The organism is bacterium endosymbiont of Bathymodiolus sp. 5 South, from assembly GCF_900128535.1.
Classification (GTDB): domain Bacteria; phylum Pseudomonadota; class Gammaproteobacteria; order PS1; family Pseudothioglobaceae; genus Thiodubiliella.
In genome coordinates this window covers 1-19,488 of record NZ_FQTR01000025.1, presented here as the reverse complement: position 1 = coordinate 19,488, position 19,488 = coordinate 1, and the positions used below count along the sequence as shown (strand labels likewise).

The following is a 19,488-nucleotide window of genomic DNA, read 5'->3' as shown; positions in this document are numbered from 1 at the left end:
CCCACTTTTCACCCACTTGGCGATTTTTTAAACCCAGCCTTAGCCCTGCTAGGACAAGGTTTAAAGAAATCACCAAGTGGGCAAAAATTGGATTTTGCTAATCACCCCTATTTGTGCAAAGGTCTCTATTAAAAGTTATGTTTTTAAAATAAATCGGTGGCTTTAGTCGAGAAAGGAGAAATATTTAGTATGAGTGTGAGTAAACGGAAATATGAAGAAATGCTAGAAGAACAATCAGATAAAGAATTAGCCTCTATTCTCGGCATTTCATATGACGAACTTTGTCAGTTAGAATGGGATGTTGATACAAATGAAAGTAGCGATGGATTAATTTATGATTATATATATACTTTTCGAGATGACTCTAACCTAGAGATATTGAAAAAAATACAAGGGATTGATATAGAGGGAAGATATGTTTACCTTCAACCTTGGGAATTTGAATCTGATTATTATGAATCTGAAATTGCATGGTATATCGAATCACCTGAACAGTTATCTGTTCTTGAAAATCACTTAAATAGCATTATTAGTTTAACAAAAATCGTCGCTGATGAACCAACAAAAATTGATCTCTTTGTTATGTTACATGCGCATGTAATTGCAGCTATGGAGGAGTTCCTGTCTGGAACATTTATTCATGAAATTACAAATTCAGATGAGCTTATGAAGAAATTAATTGAAACTGATTCAAAACTTGGTAAAAAATTAAAAGATAAAAAGCACAAAGATAGACAAATGATTGTTGCCAAAAAATATCTAAACAATCTAATTTTTCATAGGTTGAAAAAAACCAAACAAATGTATAAGCAAGTGCTTGATATTGATTTTAAAAATACAGATTGGTTAGATACAGCCATTAAAGTAAGACATCATTGTGTTCATCGAGCTGGTTCTGATAAAGAAGGGAAAAGAGTTAATATCACGAAAGAAAGCATTATTAAGCTCGTAGATGATTGTAAAGAACTAAGTACATTGATTAGCTTAGAAATAGGTAAATAAAAAGCAACATAACAAATTGCTCAGAACAAGGGAGCTTCACAAGCATTAATTAGGAAGGATAAGCGGGTAAGCTGCTTTAATTTATAATTTTTAGTAAAGCAATACTTATGACAATGAAAACACCTGGCAAACTATTCCAGCCGACCGCTTACGAGTCAGGTGATTTCAAGCGTTAGATATAAAGATAAGGGGTGTAAACATTAATTATATTTCTTGTTTTTTAATTGGCTGCTCTCAATAATAAAATCTTTAAAGCGTTGTGCAATAGGTGAAAGTTCTGTTTTGTTGCTATGCACAGTATGCCAATGACGCGTAATTGGAAATTTATCAATATTTAGTTGTTTAATAATGCTGTTTTCAAGCTCTAGTTTAACCGTATGTTTAGACACAAAGCCAATACCAAGCCCTGCTTGAACTGCTTCAATAATGGCTTCATTTGAATTAATCTCAATTTCAGAATTAAACTTCATGCCTAAAACACGCTCAATGGTAATACGCGTTCCAGAGCCTTGTTCACGCGTAATCAAGGTTTCTTTGCTGAGTGCCTTAATAGAATTTTTCTTATTTTTCAGTAGCGGGTGATCAGGATGGGCAATGGCAATGAGTGGATTTTCCATAAAGGGTTGTGTAATCAACGACATATCTGCAGGGGGTTCACCCATAATCACCAAATCAGAACTGTGATTGGTTAATTTTTCTAGTAAAAGTTTACGGTTGGTTACTTCTAAATGAAAGGTCATGTCAGGGTATTTTTGTTTAAATTGTGCCAACACGCGTGAGACAAAAGAGTTGGTGGTGGTGGCAACTGAAATCTCTAAATGTCCAGAGTCAGGATTTAAGGTTTGTTCGATATCTGCCTTTGATTGTTCCAACTTGGCAATCACTGTCAAACAAGTTTGATAGAATTTCTTGCCAATATGCGTGGGAGAGACTTTTTTGCCTTTAGTGCTGAGCAATTCTGCACCGATATTTTGTGTCAACTGCTGTATCTGCATATACACCGCAGGCTGGGTAATGTAAAGCTCCTTGCTTGCTTTGGTGAAACTTTTTAAGCGTACAACCGCTTCAAAGCTATAGAGTTGCTTAAGGGTGTAATTAATCATAAATAAAACTTATTATTTAATAAATAAATATTATTTTACATTATTTATTTATTCTTGTATGATAAGCGTTCTTTTAATGAAAGGAGACCATAGAAATGGCTAAAGTTTATGATGCGGGTGTAAAAGATTACCGCGATACTTATTGGATGCCGGATTATACCCCGTTAGAAACGGATATCCTGGCGTGTTTTAAAGTAACACCACAAGAAGGCGTTCCTAGAGAAGAAATTGCAGCAGCCGTTGCCGCTGAATCTTCTACAGGTACTTGGACAACAGTATGGACAGATTTGTTGACAGATCTTGATCACTACAAAGGTCGCGCCTATGCGATTGAAGATGTACCTGGTGACGATACATGTTTCTATGCGTTCGTTGCATACCCGATTGACTTATTTGAAGAAGGTTCAGTGGTCAATGTAATGACTTCTTTGGTTGGTAATGTATTTGGTTTTAAAGCATTACGCGCACTTAGACTAGAAGACATCAGATTCCCAATCGCCTATGTGATGACTTGTAATGGTCCGCCACAAGGTATCCAGATGGAGCGTGATATTTTGAATAAATATGGTCGTCCTTTATTGGGTTGTACTATTAAACCTAAATTAGGTTTATCTGCTAAGAACTACGGTCGTGCTTGTTATGAAGGTCTTCGTGGTGGTTTAGATTTCACCAAAGATGATGAGAATATTAACTCACAGCCATTTATGCGTTGGAGAGCTCGTTTTGATTTTGTGCAAGAAGCTATTGTTAAAGCCGAAGCTGAAACAGGTGAGCGTAAAGGTCACTACCTAAATGTTACGGCGCCGACTGCTGATGAAATGATGAAGCGTGCTGAGTATGCTAAAGAAATCGGTTCTCCGATTATTATGCATGACTATATTACCGGTGGCTGGAGTGCCAATACACAATTAGCACAATGGTGTCAAGACAACGGTATGTTGTTACACATTCACCGTGCAATGCACGCTGTATTAGATCGTAACCCGCACCACGGTATCCACTTCCGTGTCTTAACCAAGATTTTGCGTTTGTCTGGTGGTGATCATCTTCACTCAGGTACTGTTGTAGGTAAGCTTGAAGGCGATCGTGAGGCAACATTAGGTTGGATTGATATTATGCGTGATTCATTCATTAAAGAAGACCGCTCTCGTGGTATCTTCTTTGATCAAGACTGGGGCTCTATGCCAGGTGTAATCCCTGTTGCTTCTGGTGGTATTCATGTATGGCACATGCCAGCACTGGTTAACATCTTTGGTGACGATTCCTGTCTGCAGTTTGGTGGTGGTACGCTAGGTCACCCATGGGGTAACGCAGCAGGCGCAGCAGCTAACCGTGTTGCGGTTGAGGCTTGTGTTGAAGCGCGTAACTCTGGTCGTGAATTAGAAAAAGAAGGTAAAGATATTTTAACTTCAGCAGCTAAGCACAGTCCTGAATTGGCAATCGCAATGGAAACTTGGAAAGAAATCAAGTTTGAATTCGATACGGTTGACAAGATTGACGCAGCTCACAAGTAAACAAATAGGAGAAATAATATGCAAGATTATCAATCAAGTTTAGGTAATGCTGAAAGTCGTAAATTTGAGACTTTCTCATACCTACCTACATTAACTGCAGAGCAAATGCGTGTGCAGATTCAATATATTGTTGACAAAGGTTGGAACCCAAGTGTAGAACATACTGAGCCACAGCACGCTGCTGGTTCATATTGGTACATGTGGAAACTGCCAATGTTTGGTGAAACAGATGTTGATGCAATCCTTCAAGAAATTGAAAATTGTCACGCTGCGCATCCGGACAATCATGTTCGTCTGTTAGGTTTGGACAACTTTGCACAATGTGCAGGTACTTCAATGGTTATTTACCGTGGTCAAACGGTTTAATACTCACTGAGTACCAACAAAAAAACCCTGACCTTGGTGTTGGGGTTTTTTGTCTTTAAAAGTTTGTTTTCAGACTTTTAAAGACAAAAAACCTTTTAAAGATAGTAAAATTATGGCAAATAAACCTAAAATATATGTAGGCATCAATAATGAAATCAATGGTGGTATGACCAGTATTGGTAAGGTTATTAGAGACGGCTGGGTATTTGGATTGCTTGATGAGAGTGAAACTTGTGAAGGTTGGAATTTAGCCGGTATTGATGCCTTGTTACAAAAGGTTAATACTGAATGGGACAAGTATGGTTGTATGGTGAGTTATTTACCACCAGAATTGCGCGAACGCCATCAGCGTATTCATGATGTTGCCATCCAAGACGCTAAAAAAGCAGGTTGGTCGGGTGAACATGAAACTGATGATGAAGATGAATAAAAGTTAATAAATAGTGGAGAAGTATTATGTCTGATATAAAAGTAGATTCAAAACAATACATGATTAAAGATGAGCCGTATTATGAAGCTGTTAATAATGAAGTAGAACTGTATCAATCAGCTTACGATGTGCGTATGCCGATGATGATCAAAGGCCCAACAGGTTGCGGAAAATCTCGTTTTGTTGAATATATGGCTTGGAAATTAGGCAGACCTTTAATTAGTGTTGCTTGTAATGAAGACATGACCGCTTCTGATTTAGTGGGTCGTTTCCTATTGGATAAAGACGGTACAAAATGGCAAGATGGGCCGTTAACAACAGCCGCGCGCATTGGTGCGATTTGTTATTTAGATGAGATTGTTGAGGCGCGCCAAGATACCACGGTTGTTATTCATCCATTAACCGATCATCGTCGTGAATTACCGCTTGATAAGAAAGGCGAATTGGTTAAGGCACACCCTGATTTCCAATTGGTTATTTCTTATAATCCTGGTTACCAGTCATTAATGAAAGACCTTAAGCAGTCTACCAAGCAGCGTTTTGGTGGCTTGGATTTTGATTACCCAGAAACCGCCTTAGAAGTGGCTATTGTTACCAAAGAATCAGGCGTTGACGGGATCATGGCTGAGAAATTAGTACAAATTGCACACCGTGCTAGAAACCTTAAGGGACATGGCTTAGACGAGGGTATTTCCACCCGTTTATTGGTCTACGCTGGTCAGTTAATTGCCAAAGGTGTTGATGCTGAAGCGGCGTGTTCTATGACCATGATTACGCCACTCACCGATGATCCTGATATGCGTGATACACTTCATGCAGCAGTCCAGACTTTCCTAGGTTAATTAGTGCTATCTTGCCAGTTCGGTACAGATTATGTCAAAAATACTCTTAGAAGATTACGCTGATTTTTTAGTAGAAATCGCGCCTGAAGTTAAGGAGGTTTTAGAGGCAACTTTCCAGGATGCTGCGCGTGTTATTTCTCCTGCTGGGCTGAGGGACTATTTAGATGGTGCTAAGGCACTGTGTGGTTTAGGTCGCGGCAATGACTTGGTGATGACTTATCTTGAAGTGATGCCACAGATGGCTAAAGAGTGTGGTGAGGATATTATTCCTGATTGTGTTAGCGCAGCGATGAAAGCCTCATCAATGACTTCTGGTGAAGTTATTATCTTGTTGTTGTCTACCTTGCCGAATGTTGCTCGCCATCTTGGTGATGCACAATTAGTGCGTGGTTATTTAACCTTAATTCATCAATTGGCATCAACAGCGGCTCGTGGTTTGCGTCCGATGTTGATGCATATTGACGGATTATTGTCAAAATTAACCTTGAGTGGATTGCGTCGTTGGGCTAATTTTGGTGCTAAGGCTTATCGTAGAGATTATAACAATCTTACTTCTTATTTCTCACTTGAGTCAGCTGACTCTCGTGCTATGTTAGAGAAAGAGCGCCGCGGCGTTTTGTTTATTAGAGTACAGCGTAAGCTAAATTTTTATTTGCGTGCCTTATGGGGGCGTGATTTCTTTATTCGCCCTACAGGCGCAGAATATACAGATTTTAGACCCTACATAGAAAACAAAATTCTCTATGTGCCAGATGCACTTGATGATATTAAATTAAGCGATGAGCAGGGCATTAAAGGTTTGGAAATTTATCGTGCTACCGTGGCACATATGGCTGCGCATATGATGTACACCAGTCAAGCAATGTCTGCTGAGCAGCTCAGTCCTGCACAGATGTTTTTTATTGGTCTTTTAGAAGATGCGCGTGTTGAATATAAAGCTATTAATGAATTTCCTGGGTTGAAGAAACTGTGGCGCTCATTGATGATGCTTGAACATAAAGAGCCTGCCGAGCATAAAACCATGAGCATTCTCGAAGGATTCGCATTGCAATTATTAGATGAAGATGCGAGCGGCAATGACGAGCAACTCAATAAATTTTCGGCTAAATTTCATGAAAAAATTGAAGCCAACCAAGACGATAATCATTTTGCATGGCTAATGGGTGTTGAGCTTTATAATATTTTTGAAGGCCGAAAAGAAGTACCCAGTCTTAGGATTTTAGAGCGTTATCGTGTTGATTATCGTGATGATAATCGCATTATATGGCATTATGAAGATATCAATTGGGATATGGGTGTGGAGTATGTGGCGGCGAGTCAGCAGCAAGTGCGTTACGAAGTTAGTCCATTAATGATGGCGCACGAAGTTGATTGTGAATTGGCAGGTGATGATGCACAGGTGATTTGGACTTGTAAAGACACCATGCGCGTGTATGAAGACGATTTAACCGATAATGCTAAATCATTCAATGAAACTATGGGTAAAGAGCCAATTTCTGACCCCTTTCATTATCAAGAATGGGATTATCAAATCCAGCTACATCGCCCTGATTGGGCAACCATTTATGAACATAGGCCACCAAAAGGTAACCCTGAAGATATTGAAGATATTTTGACTGAATACAAGCCAATTGCACACCGCATTCGTCAAATTATTGATTTATTAACCCCTGCTGGTGTTCAACGAAAACGCGGTATGGAAGATGGCGATGAGGTGGATATTAACGCTGCTATTGACGCTATGATTGCCATTCGTATGGGTGAGCAACCTAATCCAAGAATCACTATGCGTAATGTGTTAAATACTCGTGATTTATCAGTAGTGGTATTACTAGACTTGTCAGAATCTACTAATGAAGTGATGGAAGGCTCAGATAAAACAGTCCTACAATTGACCCGCGAAGCGGCAACTTTAGTATCGACTGCGATTGAAGGTATTGGCGACCCATTTGCACTACATGGCTTTGCCTCTGATGGTCGTCATGATGTACAATACTTTCGCCTCAAAGACTTTAACCAACACTTTGACGATGAAGCTAAATCTCGTTTAGCAGGTATGAAAGGTGGTTTATCTACCCGTATGGGCGCAGCGCTTAGACACGCCGGTACACACTTGCATAAGCAACAAGAAAAACGAAAATTGATTTTATTAGTCACTGATGGTGAGCCGGCTGATATCGACGAGAGTGATCCACAACATCTGCGTTTTGACACCAAAAAAGCCGTGGAAGAATTATATTCTACAGGCGTTCTAACTTATTGTTTAACGCTTGATCCTCAAGCAGATGCCTATGTGAAGCGTATCTTTGGCGAAAATAACTACACCATCGTTGATAATGTTGAGAAATTACCTGAGCAATTGCCGTTATTGTTTGCAAGCCTAACCGCATAAATGTTTGAAACTGATAAAGATATTCTAGCGTTTAAACCCAAGTATCCACATACACTACCGCAAGATTGGAAAAACGAGGAGAATCCAACTGTTTATGAGGTTAATGCAACACTAGATACTTTAAAAAAAATGTATGCCAACCAAGTCAAAGACCTTGAGCAAAATAGAGTAGAGGCTGAAATAGGTGAAGAAAATTTGCGCAACATTGCCACTAATTATCAATCTATTAAATCCATTTTATTTCAACCTCGTTAAATTATGAGTCATAAGAAAAAACCGTTAATATTTGAAGTCAGTCAAAATAACTTTGAAGATTTGGTGATGCATAACTCATCACATTTACCTGTATTGATAGAATTTATGGGTATTTGGTCTGAGCCATGTATTAAAACTGAATATGCAATTTCAGATTTGGCGAGCGAGTTTTCTGGTCAGTTTATTTTTGCCAAAATTGACATTGATGAGCAAGAGGAACTTAAACAACAATTCTCTATTACTAATGTACCAACACTTGTAGTGTTTAAAGATGGCAAAGAAGTACAACGCGAAGAGGGTGAATTACAAGCACAAGAGTTACGCATTTTATTAAAGCATTACGGTGTTTTCCGTGAATCTGATCATAGGCGCGAGCAAGCAAGAGAAAAGCACATAGCTGGCGATACCCAAGCAGCAATTATACTATTGACTCAAGCGATTTCATCTGATCCAAGTAATGTACGGGTGGCTTTGGACATGGCACAAATTTTCTTGGATATTGGCGAGATAGAGCAAGCGCAAAGTTTGTTTGATAGGTTGCCAGAAGTTGCACAGAAATTAGACATTGGCATCTCAATTGCCAGTCAACTTAATTTCAAGCGTTTAGCGCAAAATACAGTTGGCATAGCTCAGCTACAAGCATATATATTAAAGTCCCCTAATGACTATCAGGCATATTTTGATTTGGCAGTTTGTTTATTTTCTGAGCATGATATTGAGCGTGGCATAGAAGCCTTGTTTTTCATTCAAGAAAATGATGCTGAATTCAAAGAGGGCGCTGCCAAAGAAATGATTGGTATGGTTTGTAATATGTTGGAGGGCACGAATCCAGAACAAGCGAAGCTATATCGACAGCGCTTGGCTAATCTTATCTCTCAATAAACGGTTAAATTTTACTTTAGTGTTGAATGGGTTGATAGTTCGTTTTCGCTCTAAAGCAAAGGCAAAGGCAAAGGAAAAGAAGGATTAAAATGATGCCATTCATAGCGAATAGGATAGTTGCGGCGATAATTTTCAAAATTCTTAATATTCGCAATTGCTACTGTATCTTGCTTAAAATCGTAAATACTGTTCAGCGTGTCTTTTAGAGTGTTTTGATTAACAGACAATTTTTCAGGGTTAATGAGCTTTACAATATCTTTATCTTGTGTCGTGTTTGTAAATTCACACAGTGCTTCATACACCATAAAACTGCCCATAAATTTAGCATCAACGGAATGTCCAGCGATGTGCGGCGTTGCTAGGTAGGCATTTTTTTGCAAGCTTTGATTGATGTTAGGTTCGTTTTCCCAACAGTCAATAACATTGGCTTTGGTTGGTGTCTTTTGCCAAATATCTTCAACAATCACGCCACCACGCGCTGCATTAATGACAATGGTTTGATTGCTAATATGATGAAAATTCTTTGCATTTAATAATTGATATGACGGATATCTACCATCAAAGCTAAGTGGCGTATGAAAAGTAACAATATCAGCGCTAAGCGCTGTGCTTAAATCAACAAATTCGGGTAAGTTTTCAGTATCTTGTCGTGGCGGGTCATTAAGCAAAGTTTTGATACCCATCAACTCAGCCTTAGCGGCAAGACGCGAGCCAACATTACCCACACCGATAATACCCAGGGTTTTTTGGGTATAGTCAAAACCAAACTCATCTGCTAAATTAACAATTGCACTAATGATGAATTCTGCCACTGCCATTGAATTACAACCCTGTGCTGAGAAAAAAGTAATATTATTTGCTGTTAAATAATCTTGGTCAACATGCTCTAGCCCAGCCACTGTTGAGCCAACAAACTTAACTTGAGAGTCTTGCAATAATGCTTGGTTGACTTTGGTGCGTGAGCGCACGATAAGCACATCGGCATCTTGCACTGAGTTAGCATCAATATCACGCCCAGCCATAGCGACAATTTCGCCAAATTCAGAGAATATTTTGTGATATGCATAGCATGCATCATCAATCACTAATTTCAAAATCTTGTTATCCTTAATTGAGCTAGATTGGAATATTTACCAATTAATTTGTTTTAATTGATGCATTTTAAGGTACTTGTTGGCTTTAGAAAAGTGTTTGCAACCAAAAAATCCCCTGTGTGCTGAGAACGGAGAAGGGTGGGTTGCCGTTAAAACCAAGTGTTTGTTGTTGTCAATGAGTGCTGCTTTTTTATAAGCATAAGCACCCCACAATAGAAATACCAGATTTTGTTTTTCTGTGTTAATAATATCAATCACCCCATCAGTAAAGTCCACCCAGCCTGATTGAGCATGTGAGCCAGGTGAATTTTTCTCAACCGTCAAAACGCTATTAAGCAGTAACACACCTTGTTTTGCCCAATGCTCAAGATTGCCACTATTATTTGGTGTCAGCCCAAGGTCAGATTGTAATTCTGTATAAATATTTCTTAGAGAAGGCGGAATGGTTACCCCATTAGGCACAGAAAAACTCAAACCATGTGCTTGTCCATCGTTATGGTAGGGGTCCTGCCCTAAGATTACTACCTTAACAGCATTGAATGGCGTTAGTTCAAAAGCCTTAAACCAGTTACTAGAATTTGGAAAAATTACTTTTCTAGCTTGTTTTTCTTGCCGTAAAAATGCTTTTAGATTTTGTCCAGATTGATTTTGTAATAAACCATTTACTTGTGGATGCCAATTCAAAATTCAGCCCACCATAGTCGTAATCGATAACCCAGCGTGGTAACATAACCCACTTCGCTAAATTGAATTCTACCTTTAGGATTAATAAAAAAACTACTGGGTGTGGCGCGCACACCAAAGAGTTTTGCGAGGGTTCCTGAGTTGTCGTTAATCATATTATCAAGGCGCATATTGTGTTCTTTGGCGTATTTTTTTAATTCGGTATCCGCACCCGATTGCATGGCGATATTTAGCACCCGATAGTCTTTGCTGATTGTTTGGATATTATCATTTTCTAAACGACAAATACCACACCAAGTTGCCCAAAAATGTATCAATACAGCTTGATTAGGTAAGGGCTTGCTGTTAACAATCTCGCCACTTAAAGTTTTAGAGGTAAAACTGGGCGCTACGCCAGTAATTAAATCTTGTTGTTGCCACACACGGATAACAAAAACGGCTAAAATAACCATCAGAAATTGCATGATGGTTTTACGAGTAGGTTTTTTAATATCCATATTGCGTATTATAAAGGTTCTTTAAGGAGTGATAATGACAGATTGGTTACAGCATTGGAAGGATGATGCCACATTTTGGCACATGGAGACAACAAACACTAAGTTGTTAGAATTTGGTGCGTGTTTAGCACTGCAAAAAGGCGACACAGTCTTTGTGCCGTTATGTGGCAAAAGCCAAGATATGAGGTATTTCTTAGAACAGCAGTACAAGGTGATCGGTATTGAGTTAAGTTCACTGGCTGTTGAGGCTTTCTTTACTGAGAATAATATTGGATATTCCATGCAAAAAGTGGATAAATTCAGTATTTATGATGCACAAGATATCCGTATTTTCTGTGGTGATTATTTTGACCTTGAAGCCAAGCATTTAAACACAGTTAGGGCGGTTTATGACAGGGGTTCACTGATTGCATTACCTGCAGATTTAAGGGCAAGATATGCACAACATTTACACGCCATCATACCCAGTGATTGTCAAATGTTGTTGTTAACACGAAATTACCCACAATCAAAAATAAGTGGTCCGCCTTATGCAGTGAGTGAGGCTGAGGTGGCACAGCTTTTTAAGGGCTTTGAGTATGAGCAGTTAGAATGCTTTGATGATATTCAAAATGAACCCAAGTATCAACAAGTAGGGGCTGATTTTGTTGAAAAAGCAGTCTATAGTTTGCAAAAAATATAAGAGTAAAAATGGCAAAAAAAGTAAAAGGTAAGGTTACCCAGTTTGGTAGCAAAGGTTATGGTTTTATTTTAGGTGATGATGGTGAGCAGTATTTTGCACATCAGAAAAATATTGTTAATAATTCTCGTTTAAAAGTCAATGCCCGTGTGGTATTCCACGCAGAAACTTCAGATAAGGGCTTGGTTGCTAATAATATCGAGTTGGATAGTAAAGCAAAAGCCACATCAAGCAAAGGTCTAAGTGATAGAGCAATTATTACCTTATTTGCATTTTTGTTTATTACTCAGGCTGTTATTCTTTTTAAAGAATTTATTGGTTTTGCAGGTTAATGAAAAAACTGACACTATTATTGTTGTCTTTATTTTTAAGTGGTTGTTTTTCTTTATTTTCATCTGATGCAATAACAGTTAGTAATATCTGTACTTTGATGGATGAAGAGGTTCGCTGGTATCAGGCAACAAAAGCATCAACGAAAAAATATGGCGTACCCATGCATGTGCAATTGGCAATTATTTATCAAGAGTCGCATTTTAAATCGGATGCAAAACCCCCAAGAACAAAATTATTTAGTGTGATACCTTGGTTTAGACCGACCACTGCTCATGGCTTTGCTCAAGCAACAGATGCAACATGGGCGTTGTATAAACTCAAGACAGGCAATACAAATGCAAGTCGTGAAAATTTTGAAGATGCGGTTGATTTTGTTGGTTGGTATATCAGTAAATCCAAAAAACGCTCAAATATTAACAAAAACGATGCTTATAACCAGTATCTGGCTTACCATGAGGGTCATGGTGGATTCAATCGTAAAACTCATCATGCCAAACCTTGGCTTAAAAAAGTAGCAAGAAAAGTTGCCGCTAATGCCAAGCGCTACCAACAGCAACTCAATCAATGTACTTCAAGATTGGACAAAAATAGTGTTTGGAGTTTCTTTTAATGTGGGTAAAAGTATTAGACTCTATACCGAAAGAAGGTACGATGGTTGCAGCGACACTTAAGAGTGTTAAGGTATTTGTAACCATGAATAACGGTGCTTTATATGCAGCAGAAAATCGTTGTCCACATGAAGATATCGAGCTGACTTTAGGTTGCTTAAAAGGCAATCGAGTCAAGTGTTCACTCCATGGTTATAGCTTTGATTTAGCCACAGGTAACAGCTCAGAAGAGGATGTAGAGGCTATGCAGACTTATGCAGTTAAACAAGAGAATAACGAAATATATATAGAACTATGAATTCACAAGATTTAATGAAATCCATTATTCAGCGCGTGGCAACCGGCCCAGATTTAAGTAAAGATATTGCCTTTGAAGAAGCTAGAGATGGCATGCAAGCCATTTTGCGTGGTGAGATTGATGATGTACGCTCTGCCATTTTTTTAATTGCTTTGCGTATGAAGCGTGAGAGCATGGAGGAAAATGAGGGTATTTTGGCTGCTATTCTTGCTCAGAGTGATAAACAACAAATTAATGTCGAGGATTTGGTGGATTTGGGTGATCCATACAGTGGTTATAATCGCTCAATTCCGATTTCATCATTTTTACCGCCGCTATTAGCAGAGTTGGGTTTACCAACGATTATCCATGGTCTAGATAGCGTATCGCCAAAATTTGGACTGACGCATAGGCACATCAATCAAGCATTGGGTTTGAATGTTGATTGTTCAACCGAACAAGCAAAAAACAGATTAGAAGACTCGTCTATTGGTTGGAGTTATGTTGATCAAGCGAGTTATTGTAGTGGCTTGCATGACTTAGTGCCATTACGAGAGCGACTGATTAAGCGTAGTGTGATTAATACCGTAGAAACATTGATTGGACCGTTAAGGGGCAAGACCACACACTCGATTTTGGGTTATGTACACAAGCCGTACCCACCAATCTATGCGCATTTGGTTGATGCCAGTGGTATGGATAGTGCCTTATTGGTGCGTGGTGTTGAAGGTGGCGTGATTCCCTCACTTCGTCAAAAAGGCTTAATGGTTTCTTACCAAGGTCTAATTGAGCAAGATAGGGTGGATATCAATCCCAAGTCGTTAGGCATTGACCAGAACTTGCGTGCTATTTCATTTCCTGATAAGTGGGATGTGCATAGCGATATTAAAGCGTTGGCAGATTATACAGTTGAGCTAGGAAAATCTGCTTTATCAGGCGATAAGGGCTTGTTTTATGATGGTTTGGTGTTAGCGGCTAGTTTGATTCTTTGGCATACCAAAAAGGCTGACTCGTTGGTTGGAGCTGCTGAAATGACAAGAGCGATTTTAAATTCTGGCAGGGCATTGAATCGTTTATAATTTAGAAAAATAATATAAAAAAAAGAAAAGATGAGTAACGCAATCAAAATTACAATCAGTTGGCTAATCGCCCTATGGGCATCAAATGTATTTCTTGGTTCGTTGTTTTATAAATTCGACAACACTGCATTAGAGCCACAGCATATCTTTAGCACTATTGGTATTTGGATGAGTGACACCATCAACACCACATTAGGTGAATTGTTTACTGAGTACGGTTCGATTTTAATCGGTTTAGCTGAGTTGGCAACTGCCTTGGCGTTATTATCACCCATTGTATTGTGGAAGCATAGGGAAAAACTACACTGTATTGGCGGATTAATGGCATCAGTGGTAATGACAGGGGCAATATTTTTCCATATTTTTACTCCACTTGGTTGGCATCCAACTTGGCAAGTTGCGAACGAAGCAGCTTGTCAAGCGGTGTTTATAGCACCTAATGCATGCACAGATGCTGGTTTGGCAAATGCAGCTTTGTCCATCTTAGTTTTGGGTATTGTGATGATGTGGCTGAACAAAAAACCCAATTAGAAGGTTTTCCATTCAATGCAAGATAAGGAATTGCTTGAAAAAATAGCGAAAACACTACAATACTCAAATATAAAAAGCAATAATCGATTGATTGATTATCAATCGACTACTGAATTAACTGAACTGTTAGACTTAAATAAGCAATCAACTCAGGATTGGGTGCAATTGTTTGTTTGGGTGCAGCAATATCTAGATTACTCCCCTAATACCAGTCATATTGGTTTTGCTAATCGTATGTGGTCGGGCGCTAATGCGCCTTCAATTTTGGGGGAAGTTGTTGTTGCATTGAGTAACACTTCAGCTTGTACCTTTGAATCTGCACCTGTTGCTACCTTGATGGAAACCTACATGCTTGAACAAATGCTTGAGTGTGTTGGCTTTAAACAAGGTGAAGGGCAGATGACAACGGGCTCAAGCAATGCCAATATGATTGCCATGATGGTGGCACGCAATCAAACATCAAAAAATGCAAAGCAACAAGGGTTATTTAGTCAAAAACCTTTGTTTGCTTTTGTGAGTGATGATGCGCATTATTCGCTAGATAAAGCGATGAATATTTTAGGTATCGGCACCGATAACTTAATTAAAGTGCCAACCACTAAAAATGGAGAAATGGACGCTTCAGCACTTGATAAAGCTATTTGGAAAGTTCAAAAAAATGGCGGTATCACATTTTTTGTTTGTGCAACTTTAGGGACAACAGTGCGTGGTGCTTATGACAATATTGAAAAGCTAATCATGCTAAAAAATAAGCACCATTTTTGGCTACATGGTGATGGTGCTTGGGGCGGGGCAGCAGTAATGAGTCCAATATTAAAAGCTAAATTTCTAACTGGTATTGAGCAATTAGACTCTTTTACGATGGATTTTCACAAAATGCTTGGTAGTAGTTTAATGTGTAACTTTTTATTATTAAATCATCAAAATTTATTGTCTTGTACTTGTGCAGATGGCGATAGTAGTTATATTTTTCGAGACAATACAGTTGATTTAGGGGCTGGCTCACTACAATGTGGTCGTCGTGTGGACAGCTTAAAATGGTTTTTAGACTGGAAATTTTATTCTAAGCAAGGTTTTTCTGATAGAGTTGAAAATTATTATCAATTAGCAAAATTTGCAGAGGGTTTTATTAATGCCAGTCGTGAGTTGGAAATGGTGAAAAAACGCACTTCGTTTAATGTCTGTTTTCGTTTTAAAGCGCAAGAGTCAAATGCTTTCAACCAAAATTTACGCAATAAATTATTCAAGGATGAACAAGCCTTACTTGCGCTTGCTTATATAGAAGAAAAATTGGTGTTTCGACTGTTGATTAGTAATATTAATATCAATCAAGTGAAACTAACAGCGCTATTAAATCGTTTAATTAGTACAGGAAAGGCACGACAAGACAATGTTTAAAAAAATTAAGAGTTACGATTACACGCACACAACTGATTTTGACTTTAAAGCATTGTGTGAATTACTGGCTAAAGAGTATCATGACTTAGCTATTGAGAAAATTAAAGTTTTAGCAAAAGAAGTAAAGGTAAAAAATCTATCTTTTGATCAAGGTAATTACACAAGAAATATTATTATCAATAACGCTGATTATTGGTTAGGCTTGCTACATTGGGACCAAGGCGCAACAACGCGTATTCATGGTCATCCAGAGCAGGCTTTTGTTTATGTATTTGAAGGGGAGCTAAGTTGTAAAAGTTTTGATAAAAACCCATTAACTGAACTTGGTTCTAGCAAGTTAAGTGGCGGGGAATATGGCTATAGCAAAGGTTTAAAAGGCAAGATGGACAATTATATTCATCAAATTAATGCAAAGCAAAAAACTGTAAGTTTGCATTATTACTCAGACAATCCAACCAAAGGAGAGGTATTTGACATTTAGGTTGATTTTTCATTATATTATTTGGTCAATTCGTTTGGGTATTCCTCCTTGGTATTATTTTCAAATTAACGCTGAATGGTATAACAAGAAAAAAGGTTTTTATTCCAAGATTGATATGGATGCTCGCATCCCAAAAAAGTGGCGTCTGAAACAGGGTTATTTTGATAAAAACAATCTTCCAGAAACTTTCCCTGTATTTTTAAAACCTGAATGGGGGCAAAATTCTAATGGCATTATTAAAATTAATAATAAACAAGATTTTTTAAATTTTGACCCAAAAAATGGAAAGATTCCTTATATTTTGCAGTATGCAGCGCATGAAGAAAAAGAATATGAGATTTTCTATATTCGTGATGCGACTAATAAGAAGTGCTTAAGTACACTAAATATTACCCAATCACTCAATCGCTCAGATGAGCGTTACCCCGTTAATGGCATTCATAATAAAGAGACAGTTTATCAAGATATTACACAAGATTTTTGTGAAAAAGAGTTGGATATTTTGCAAAAATATCTGCAAGAATTACCGTCTTTTCGTATTGCCAGAGTGGGGCTTAGGGCGAATTCTAAGACGGAGTTACTGTTGGGTTTTTTCCATATTATTGAAATTAATTTATTTGCTCCATTTCCTATTCACTTACTAGATGATAGCGTTTCAAAAAAAACCAAATATAAATTTATTAAAGACAATATGAAACATTTAGTTAAAGTTAGCGATACCACCCCTAAGCAACACTTTAATCGTTTTGTTTTTTTTAGAAAAATTATCAAACACTATCAGTCAAAAACTAAACAATAATGCAATTATTACATCGGTTTTTATCGCATTTTTTCTTATCAGGCTGTAGTGATTATAATCCGCTTAAAGTTCGTCGCGCCTGTCGCTCAAAAGCACAGGCTAGATTGGCCTTTGAAGAAAACGCATTGCCTTACGCCAAAGGCAGAACTTTTGTTAACCCATACTCAGCATTTAAATTTTATGAGCAATATGGTTTTCCACTGGTTATTAAGCCTAATGTTGGTGGTTTTTCTCGAGGGGCGTATTTTCCCATTGAAAACAAAGCGCAATTATTAAGAGCAAGTATTGGTGTTAAAAAGTGGTGGCCAAATAGCATTATAGAAGCGTACCTGCTGGGCAAAAATTACCGTGTGGTAGTGACAAAATTTGGCGTTATGTCGGTACTTAGGCGTTATCCACCTTTTATAGTGGGTGACGGGCAGAGAACGATTGGGGCTTTGATTGATATTGAGAACGCACTAAGGCAAAAAATGCAGCTTGCGCCTGTGACTCAATTGATACCCAAAAATAAAGCCATTAAGAAACATCTAAAACAACAAGGGATGCGCTTTTCTACCATCCTTACAGATACGCAAAAAGTTTATCTGCACCATAAGATTTCTCTTAAATTAGGCTCAAGTATTGAGGTAATCGATAAAGTTAAATTAAGTGATAACAACAAACAAGACTTGATTAAAATATTGAATTTTTTTAATGCTAATATTTTGGGTGTTGATGTGATCTGTAAAGAAGGAATTGAAGTTGATTTCAAGACACAACCCTGTATTTTTTTAGAACTTAATTCGCGTCCATTTTTAAAAATGCATGACAACCCTAGATATGGTGAAAAACCCAAAGATTTAGATGATTTTTATAATAAATTAAAACAACTGGAAATTACCGATAATGAAAAATATTAGTAAAAAATATTTATTTTATGGCTTTGTCGCACTCAATATTATTGCTTTGATTTATCTATATTTTAGTGATTATAACATTGACCCAGAAATGCTTAAAGCGTTTTTAACTACAAAATATTTTGTAATATCCTATATTGCTTATATTTTAATTTTAATTATTAGGGGCTTGACATTATTGCCAGGTACTGCCTTTTTGCTGGCAGGTATCTATATTTTTTCTTTTACTCAGGTGTTTTTTGCTATTCAAATTGCTATTGTGGGTTACTGTTTGATTATTTATAATTTTGCACATAAGCTAAATTTTAAAGTACCGCAAAAAATATTGGATTATGAACATAAAATCAAAACCAAAGAAATCCCTATTATTTTTGCTTTGTGTTTTATCCCAGGTATTTCAATCAATATATTGATTTATTTTTTATCTGTTATAGATGTCAAACTCAAAAACATACTTATTGGTGTTATTGGTGGCACTTCTATTACATCAATGGTTTACATATCAATCATTACTGGTGTGTTTGAATCAGTAGACTATGCACTCAATTAAGGTTTTTAAATTGGTTTTTACCTAGCCAAAAGTCATTACCTTTTTTGATAAAGCCAGGAATATCCTTTACCCATCGCTTGTTAGCTACTCGGTTGTAGTTTAGATAAAGCTTGTTGCCAACAATCGTCCAGATTTTAGGATCTCCATATACACCTTCACCATCTTGGGCGATACGCCAAGCACAGTGTCCGCCATATTGTGGTGCATATTGTTGCGGGTTAGCCTTAAATGATGCTAGATTTTCTGCATTTTTAAAATGCCAAGTTTTTCCTCGATATTCAAGCGAGAATTCTGCCAAACCTTTAACAGGCTTATTCTCAGTGAAATAATTAACCGTATCATAACCTTCAATAGCATATTCGTTGCCTTCAGAGCCAGCGCCAAACCAAGCATGCTTGGTATAGGTAAAATCAAGCGCGAAAACTTGTAACGAGGCAAAGCTTAATAGTATTAACAGTAAATTTTTTAAGATATTTTTCATATTTTCTCCTAATTAAATAATCCATTTTCCCTGATAGTCAATCACAGTAGGTTTTAAAGGGTAAGGGAGAATTTTTATTAAAGCCAATAAGGCATATTATGTCAAACACTAAATTTTACATTTATTTTTAGAGGTGCCCTTAAGTATTTTTGTTTGAATTTTGGTGCTGTTTAAATTTAATAATTGGAGAATTCAATCCATAAGTGCAACACTTCCATTTAAAAAATAGTCCTTGCCAGTCATCTTGGCAAAGACCTCAAATGGGGTCTTGTACCCCAAGCATTTCCTAGGTCTATTATTCATTAAATCTGTTGC

General features: G+C 37.6%; 24 protein-coding genes and 1 pseudogene. 19 read left to right on the top strand and 6 right to left on the bottom strand.

Annotated features, from left to right (window positions below):
- The first annotated feature begins 189 nt into the window (after positions 1-189).
- Positions 190-1,002: a hypothetical protein gene (locus tag BBROOKSOX_RS04215; protein ID WP_218973699.1), complete on the top strand. Its 813-nt coding sequence runs from the start codon at positions 190-192 to the stop codon at positions 1,000-1,002.
- A 200-nt stretch (positions 1,003-1,202) separates the two neighbouring features.
- Here the strand turns inward: BBROOKSOX_RS04215 and BBROOKSOX_RS04210 are convergent, their stop codons facing one another.
- Positions 1,203-2,105 (bottom strand): LysR family transcriptional regulator, encoded by a 903-nt coding sequence (locus BBROOKSOX_RS04210; RefSeq protein ID WP_139659959.1) that lies wholly within the window; start codon positions 2,103-2,105, stop codon positions 1,203-1,205.
- A 95-nt stretch (positions 2,106-2,200) separates the two neighbouring features.
- Between BBROOKSOX_RS04210 and BBROOKSOX_RS04205 the strand changes: the two genes are divergently transcribed.
- The 7 genes from BBROOKSOX_RS04205 (at position 2,201) to BBROOKSOX_RS04175 (ending at position 8,786) form a co-directional block, all read left to right on the top strand.
- The gene (locus BBROOKSOX_RS04205; protein ID WP_139659956.1) at positions 2,201-3,619 is read left to right on the top strand and encodes a form I ribulose bisphosphate carboxylase large subunit; all 1,419 of its coding nucleotides are present in this window, start codon (positions 2,201-2,203) and stop codon (positions 3,617-3,619) included.
- A gap of 18 nt (positions 3,620-3,637) precedes the next feature.
- Entirely contained in the window at positions 3,638-3,985 is a 348-nt protein-coding gene (locus BBROOKSOX_RS04200; RefSeq protein ID WP_139659955.1) for a ribulose bisphosphate carboxylase small subunit, read from the top strand.
- A gap of 112 nt (positions 3,986-4,097) precedes the next feature.
- Positions 4,098-4,415 carry a hypothetical protein gene (locus BBROOKSOX_RS04195; protein ID WP_139659953.1) on the top strand — a complete coding sequence of 106 codons (318 nt, stop codon included), beginning with the start codon at positions 4,098-4,100 and terminating at the stop codon, positions 4,413-4,415.
- 26 nt (positions 4,416-4,441) lie between these two features.
- Positions 4,442-5,257, top strand: coding sequence for a CbbQ/NirQ/NorQ/GpvN family protein (locus tag BBROOKSOX_RS04190; protein ID WP_010646806.1), 816 nt, complete (start codon positions 4,442-4,444; stop codon positions 5,255-5,257).
- A gap of 31 nt (positions 5,258-5,288) precedes the next feature.
- Positions 5,289-7,649, top strand: a complete 2,361-nt coding sequence (locus BBROOKSOX_RS04185) for a nitric oxide reductase activation protein NorD (protein ID WP_139659951.1) — start codon at positions 5,289-5,291, stop codon at positions 7,647-7,649.
- Positions 7,650-7,904 carry a hypothetical protein gene (locus BBROOKSOX_RS04180; protein WP_139659949.1) on the top strand — a complete coding sequence of 85 codons (255 nt, stop codon included), beginning with the start codon at positions 7,650-7,652 and terminating at the stop codon, positions 7,902-7,904.
- A gap of 3 nt (positions 7,905-7,907) precedes the next feature.
- A complete protein-coding gene (locus tag BBROOKSOX_RS04175) occupies positions 7,908-8,786 on the top strand; it encodes a tetratricopeptide repeat protein (RefSeq protein ID WP_139659947.1) in 879 nt (292 codons plus the stop codon).
- Between the two features lie 50 nt (positions 8,787-8,836).
- Here BBROOKSOX_RS04175 and BBROOKSOX_RS04170 read toward each other — a convergent pair whose 3' ends face one another.
- Genes BBROOKSOX_RS04170 through BBROOKSOX_RS04160 form a run of 3 tightly spaced genes read right to left on the bottom strand, consistent with a single transcriptional unit; the run spans position 8,837 to position 11,061 of the window.
- A complete protein-coding gene (locus BBROOKSOX_RS04170; protein WP_139659944.1) occupies positions 8,837-9,880 on the bottom strand; it encodes a 4-phosphoerythronate dehydrogenase in 1,044 nt (347 codons plus the stop codon).
- Positions 9,881-9,916: 36 nt separating this feature from the next.
- On the bottom strand, positions 9,917-10,567 hold the full coding sequence (gene ung, locus BBROOKSOX_RS04165) for a uracil-DNA glycosylase (protein ID WP_139659942.1): 651 nt from the start codon (positions 10,565-10,567) through the stop codon (positions 9,917-9,919).
- On the bottom strand, positions 10,561-11,061 hold the full coding sequence (locus BBROOKSOX_RS04160; RefSeq protein ID WP_139659940.1) for a redoxin domain-containing protein: 501 nt from the start codon (positions 11,059-11,061) through the stop codon (positions 10,561-10,563). Before BBROOKSOX_RS04160 ends, ung begins: the two co-directional genes overlap by 7 nt.
- Positions 11,062-11,095: 34 nt before the next feature.
- Between BBROOKSOX_RS04160 and BBROOKSOX_RS04155 the strand changes: the two genes are divergently transcribed.
- The 11 genes from BBROOKSOX_RS04155 to BBROOKSOX_RS04105 are packed head-to-tail and all read left to right on the top strand — an operon-like array spanning position 11,096 to position 18,692.
- Positions 11,096-11,743, top strand: coding sequence for a thiopurine S-methyltransferase (locus BBROOKSOX_RS04155; protein ID WP_139659938.1), 648 nt, complete (start codon positions 11,096-11,098; stop codon positions 11,741-11,743).
- Positions 11,744-11,751: 8 nt separating this feature from the next.
- Positions 11,752-12,072 carry a cold-shock protein gene (locus tag BBROOKSOX_RS04150; protein WP_139659935.1) on the top strand — a complete coding sequence of 107 codons (321 nt, stop codon included), beginning with the start codon at positions 11,752-11,754 and terminating at the stop codon, positions 12,070-12,072.
- The gene (locus BBROOKSOX_RS04145) at positions 12,072-12,683 is read left to right on the top strand and encodes a transglycosylase SLT domain-containing protein (protein ID WP_139659933.1); all 612 of its coding nucleotides are present in this window, start codon (positions 12,072-12,074) and stop codon (positions 12,681-12,683) included. Before BBROOKSOX_RS04150 ends, BBROOKSOX_RS04145 begins: the two co-directional genes overlap by 1 nt.
- Positions 12,683-12,979, top strand: a complete 297-nt coding sequence (locus BBROOKSOX_RS04140) for a Rieske (2Fe-2S) protein (RefSeq protein ID WP_139659930.1) — start codon at positions 12,683-12,685, stop codon at positions 12,977-12,979. The genes BBROOKSOX_RS04145 and BBROOKSOX_RS04140 overlap by 1 nt, the downstream gene beginning before the upstream one ends.
- Positions 12,976-14,037 (top strand): anthranilate phosphoribosyltransferase, encoded by a 1,062-nt coding sequence (locus BBROOKSOX_RS04135; RefSeq protein WP_139659929.1) that lies wholly within the window; start codon positions 12,976-12,978, stop codon positions 14,035-14,037. The genes BBROOKSOX_RS04140 and BBROOKSOX_RS04135 overlap by 4 nt, the downstream gene beginning before the upstream one ends.
- Before the next feature lie 30 nt (positions 14,038-14,067).
- Positions 14,068-14,568, top strand: a complete 501-nt coding sequence (locus BBROOKSOX_RS04130) for a hypothetical protein (protein WP_139659927.1) — start codon at positions 14,068-14,070, stop codon at positions 14,566-14,568.
- A gap of 15 nt (positions 14,569-14,583) precedes the next feature.
- Entirely contained in the window at positions 14,584-15,966 is a 1,383-nt protein-coding gene (locus tag BBROOKSOX_RS04125; protein ID WP_139659925.1) for a pyridoxal phosphate-dependent decarboxylase family protein, read from the top strand.
- Positions 15,959-16,447: a hypothetical protein gene (locus BBROOKSOX_RS04120; protein WP_139659923.1), complete on the top strand. Its 489-nt coding sequence runs from the start codon at positions 15,959-15,961 to the stop codon at positions 16,445-16,447. The genes BBROOKSOX_RS04125 and BBROOKSOX_RS04120 overlap by 8 nt, the downstream gene beginning before the upstream one ends.
- On the top strand, positions 16,437-17,246 hold the full coding sequence (locus BBROOKSOX_RS04115) for a hypothetical protein (protein ID WP_139659921.1): 810 nt from the start codon (positions 16,437-16,439) through the stop codon (positions 17,244-17,246). Before BBROOKSOX_RS04120 ends, BBROOKSOX_RS04115 begins: the two co-directional genes overlap by 11 nt.
- Entirely contained in the window at positions 17,246-18,145 is a 900-nt protein-coding gene (locus BBROOKSOX_RS04110; RefSeq protein ID WP_139659920.1) for a cyanophycin synthetase, read from the top strand. Before BBROOKSOX_RS04115 ends, BBROOKSOX_RS04110 begins: the two co-directional genes overlap by 1 nt.
- Complete coding sequence (locus BBROOKSOX_RS04105) at positions 18,132-18,692, top strand: VTT domain-containing protein (RefSeq protein ID WP_139659918.1); 561 nt, start codon at positions 18,132-18,134, stop codon at positions 18,690-18,692. Before BBROOKSOX_RS04110 ends, BBROOKSOX_RS04105 begins: the two co-directional genes overlap by 14 nt.
- On the opposite strand, the gene BBROOKSOX_RS04100 is transcribed toward BBROOKSOX_RS04105, so the two are convergent.
- A complete protein-coding gene (locus BBROOKSOX_RS04100; RefSeq protein WP_257607759.1) occupies positions 18,685-19,173 on the bottom strand; it encodes a YHS domain-containing (seleno)protein in 489 nt (162 codons plus the stop codon). The two genes, BBROOKSOX_RS04105 and BBROOKSOX_RS04100, sit on opposite strands and share 8 nt — an antisense overlap.
- Before the next feature lie 192 nt (positions 19,174-19,365).
- Positions 19,366-19,488: pseudogene (locus BBROOKSOX_RS12580) on the bottom strand (IS30 family transposase); the annotation flags it as partial.

What these genes read in the sequence shown, in the direction of transcription:
- BBROOKSOX_RS04215 (WP_218973699.1), top strand. Translation starts at nt 190, where the DNA reads ATGAGTGTGAGTAAACGGAAATATGAAGAAATGCTAGAAGAACAATCA.
- BBROOKSOX_RS04210 (WP_139659959.1), bottom strand. Translation starts at nt 2,105, where the DNA reads ATGATTAATTACACCCTTAAGCAACTCTATAGCTTTGAAGCGGTTGTA.
- BBROOKSOX_RS04205 (WP_139659956.1), top strand. Translation starts at nt 2,201, where the DNA reads ATGGCTAAAGTTTATGATGCGGGTGTAAAAGATTACCGCGATACTTAT.
- BBROOKSOX_RS04200 (WP_139659955.1), top strand. Translation starts at nt 3,638, where the DNA reads ATGCAAGATTATCAATCAAGTTTAGGTAATGCTGAAAGTCGTAAATTT.
- BBROOKSOX_RS04195 (WP_139659953.1), top strand. Translation starts at nt 4,098, where the DNA reads ATGGCAAATAAACCTAAAATATATGTAGGCATCAATAATGAAATCAAT.
- BBROOKSOX_RS04190 (WP_010646806.1), top strand. Translation starts at nt 4,442, where the DNA reads ATGTCTGATATAAAAGTAGATTCAAAACAATACATGATTAAAGATGAG.
- BBROOKSOX_RS04185 (WP_139659951.1), top strand. Translation starts at nt 5,289, where the DNA reads ATGTCAAAAATACTCTTAGAAGATTACGCTGATTTTTTAGTAGAAATC.
- BBROOKSOX_RS04180 (WP_139659949.1), top strand. Translation starts at nt 7,650, where the DNA reads ATGTTTGAAACTGATAAAGATATTCTAGCGTTTAAACCCAAGTATCCA.
- BBROOKSOX_RS04175 (WP_139659947.1), top strand. Translation starts at nt 7,908, where the DNA reads ATGAGTCATAAGAAAAAACCGTTAATATTTGAAGTCAGTCAAAATAAC.
- BBROOKSOX_RS04160 (WP_139659940.1), bottom strand. Translation starts at nt 11,061, where the DNA reads ATGGATATTAAAAAACCTACTCGTAAAACCATCATGCAATTTCTGATG.
- BBROOKSOX_RS04155 (WP_139659938.1), top strand. Translation starts at nt 11,096, where the DNA reads ATGACAGATTGGTTACAGCATTGGAAGGATGATGCCACATTTTGGCAC.
- BBROOKSOX_RS04150 (WP_139659935.1), top strand. Translation starts at nt 11,752, where the DNA reads ATGGCAAAAAAAGTAAAAGGTAAGGTTACCCAGTTTGGTAGCAAAGGT.
- BBROOKSOX_RS04145 (WP_139659933.1), top strand. Translation starts at nt 12,072, where the DNA reads ATGAAAAAACTGACACTATTATTGTTGTCTTTATTTTTAAGTGGTTGT.
- BBROOKSOX_RS04140 (WP_139659930.1), top strand. Translation starts at nt 12,683, where the DNA reads ATGTGGGTAAAAGTATTAGACTCTATACCGAAAGAAGGTACGATGGTT.
- BBROOKSOX_RS04135 (WP_139659929.1), top strand. Translation starts at nt 12,976, where the DNA reads ATGAATTCACAAGATTTAATGAAATCCATTATTCAGCGCGTGGCAACC.
- BBROOKSOX_RS04130 (WP_139659927.1), top strand. Translation starts at nt 14,068, where the DNA reads ATGAGTAACGCAATCAAAATTACAATCAGTTGGCTAATCGCCCTATGG.
- BBROOKSOX_RS04125 (WP_139659925.1), top strand. Translation starts at nt 14,584, where the DNA reads ATGCAAGATAAGGAATTGCTTGAAAAAATAGCGAAAACACTACAATAC.
- BBROOKSOX_RS04120 (WP_139659923.1), top strand. Translation starts at nt 15,959, where the DNA reads ATGTTTAAAAAAATTAAGAGTTACGATTACACGCACACAACTGATTTT.
- BBROOKSOX_RS04110 (WP_139659920.1), top strand. Translation starts at nt 17,246, where the DNA reads ATGCAATTATTACATCGGTTTTTATCGCATTTTTTCTTATCAGGCTGT.
- BBROOKSOX_RS04105 (WP_139659918.1), top strand. Translation starts at nt 18,132, where the DNA reads ATGAAAAATATTAGTAAAAAATATTTATTTTATGGCTTTGTCGCACTC.
- BBROOKSOX_RS04100 (WP_257607759.1), bottom strand. Translation starts at nt 19,173, where the DNA reads ATGAAAAATATCTTAAAAAATTTACTGTTAATACTATTAAGCTTTGCC.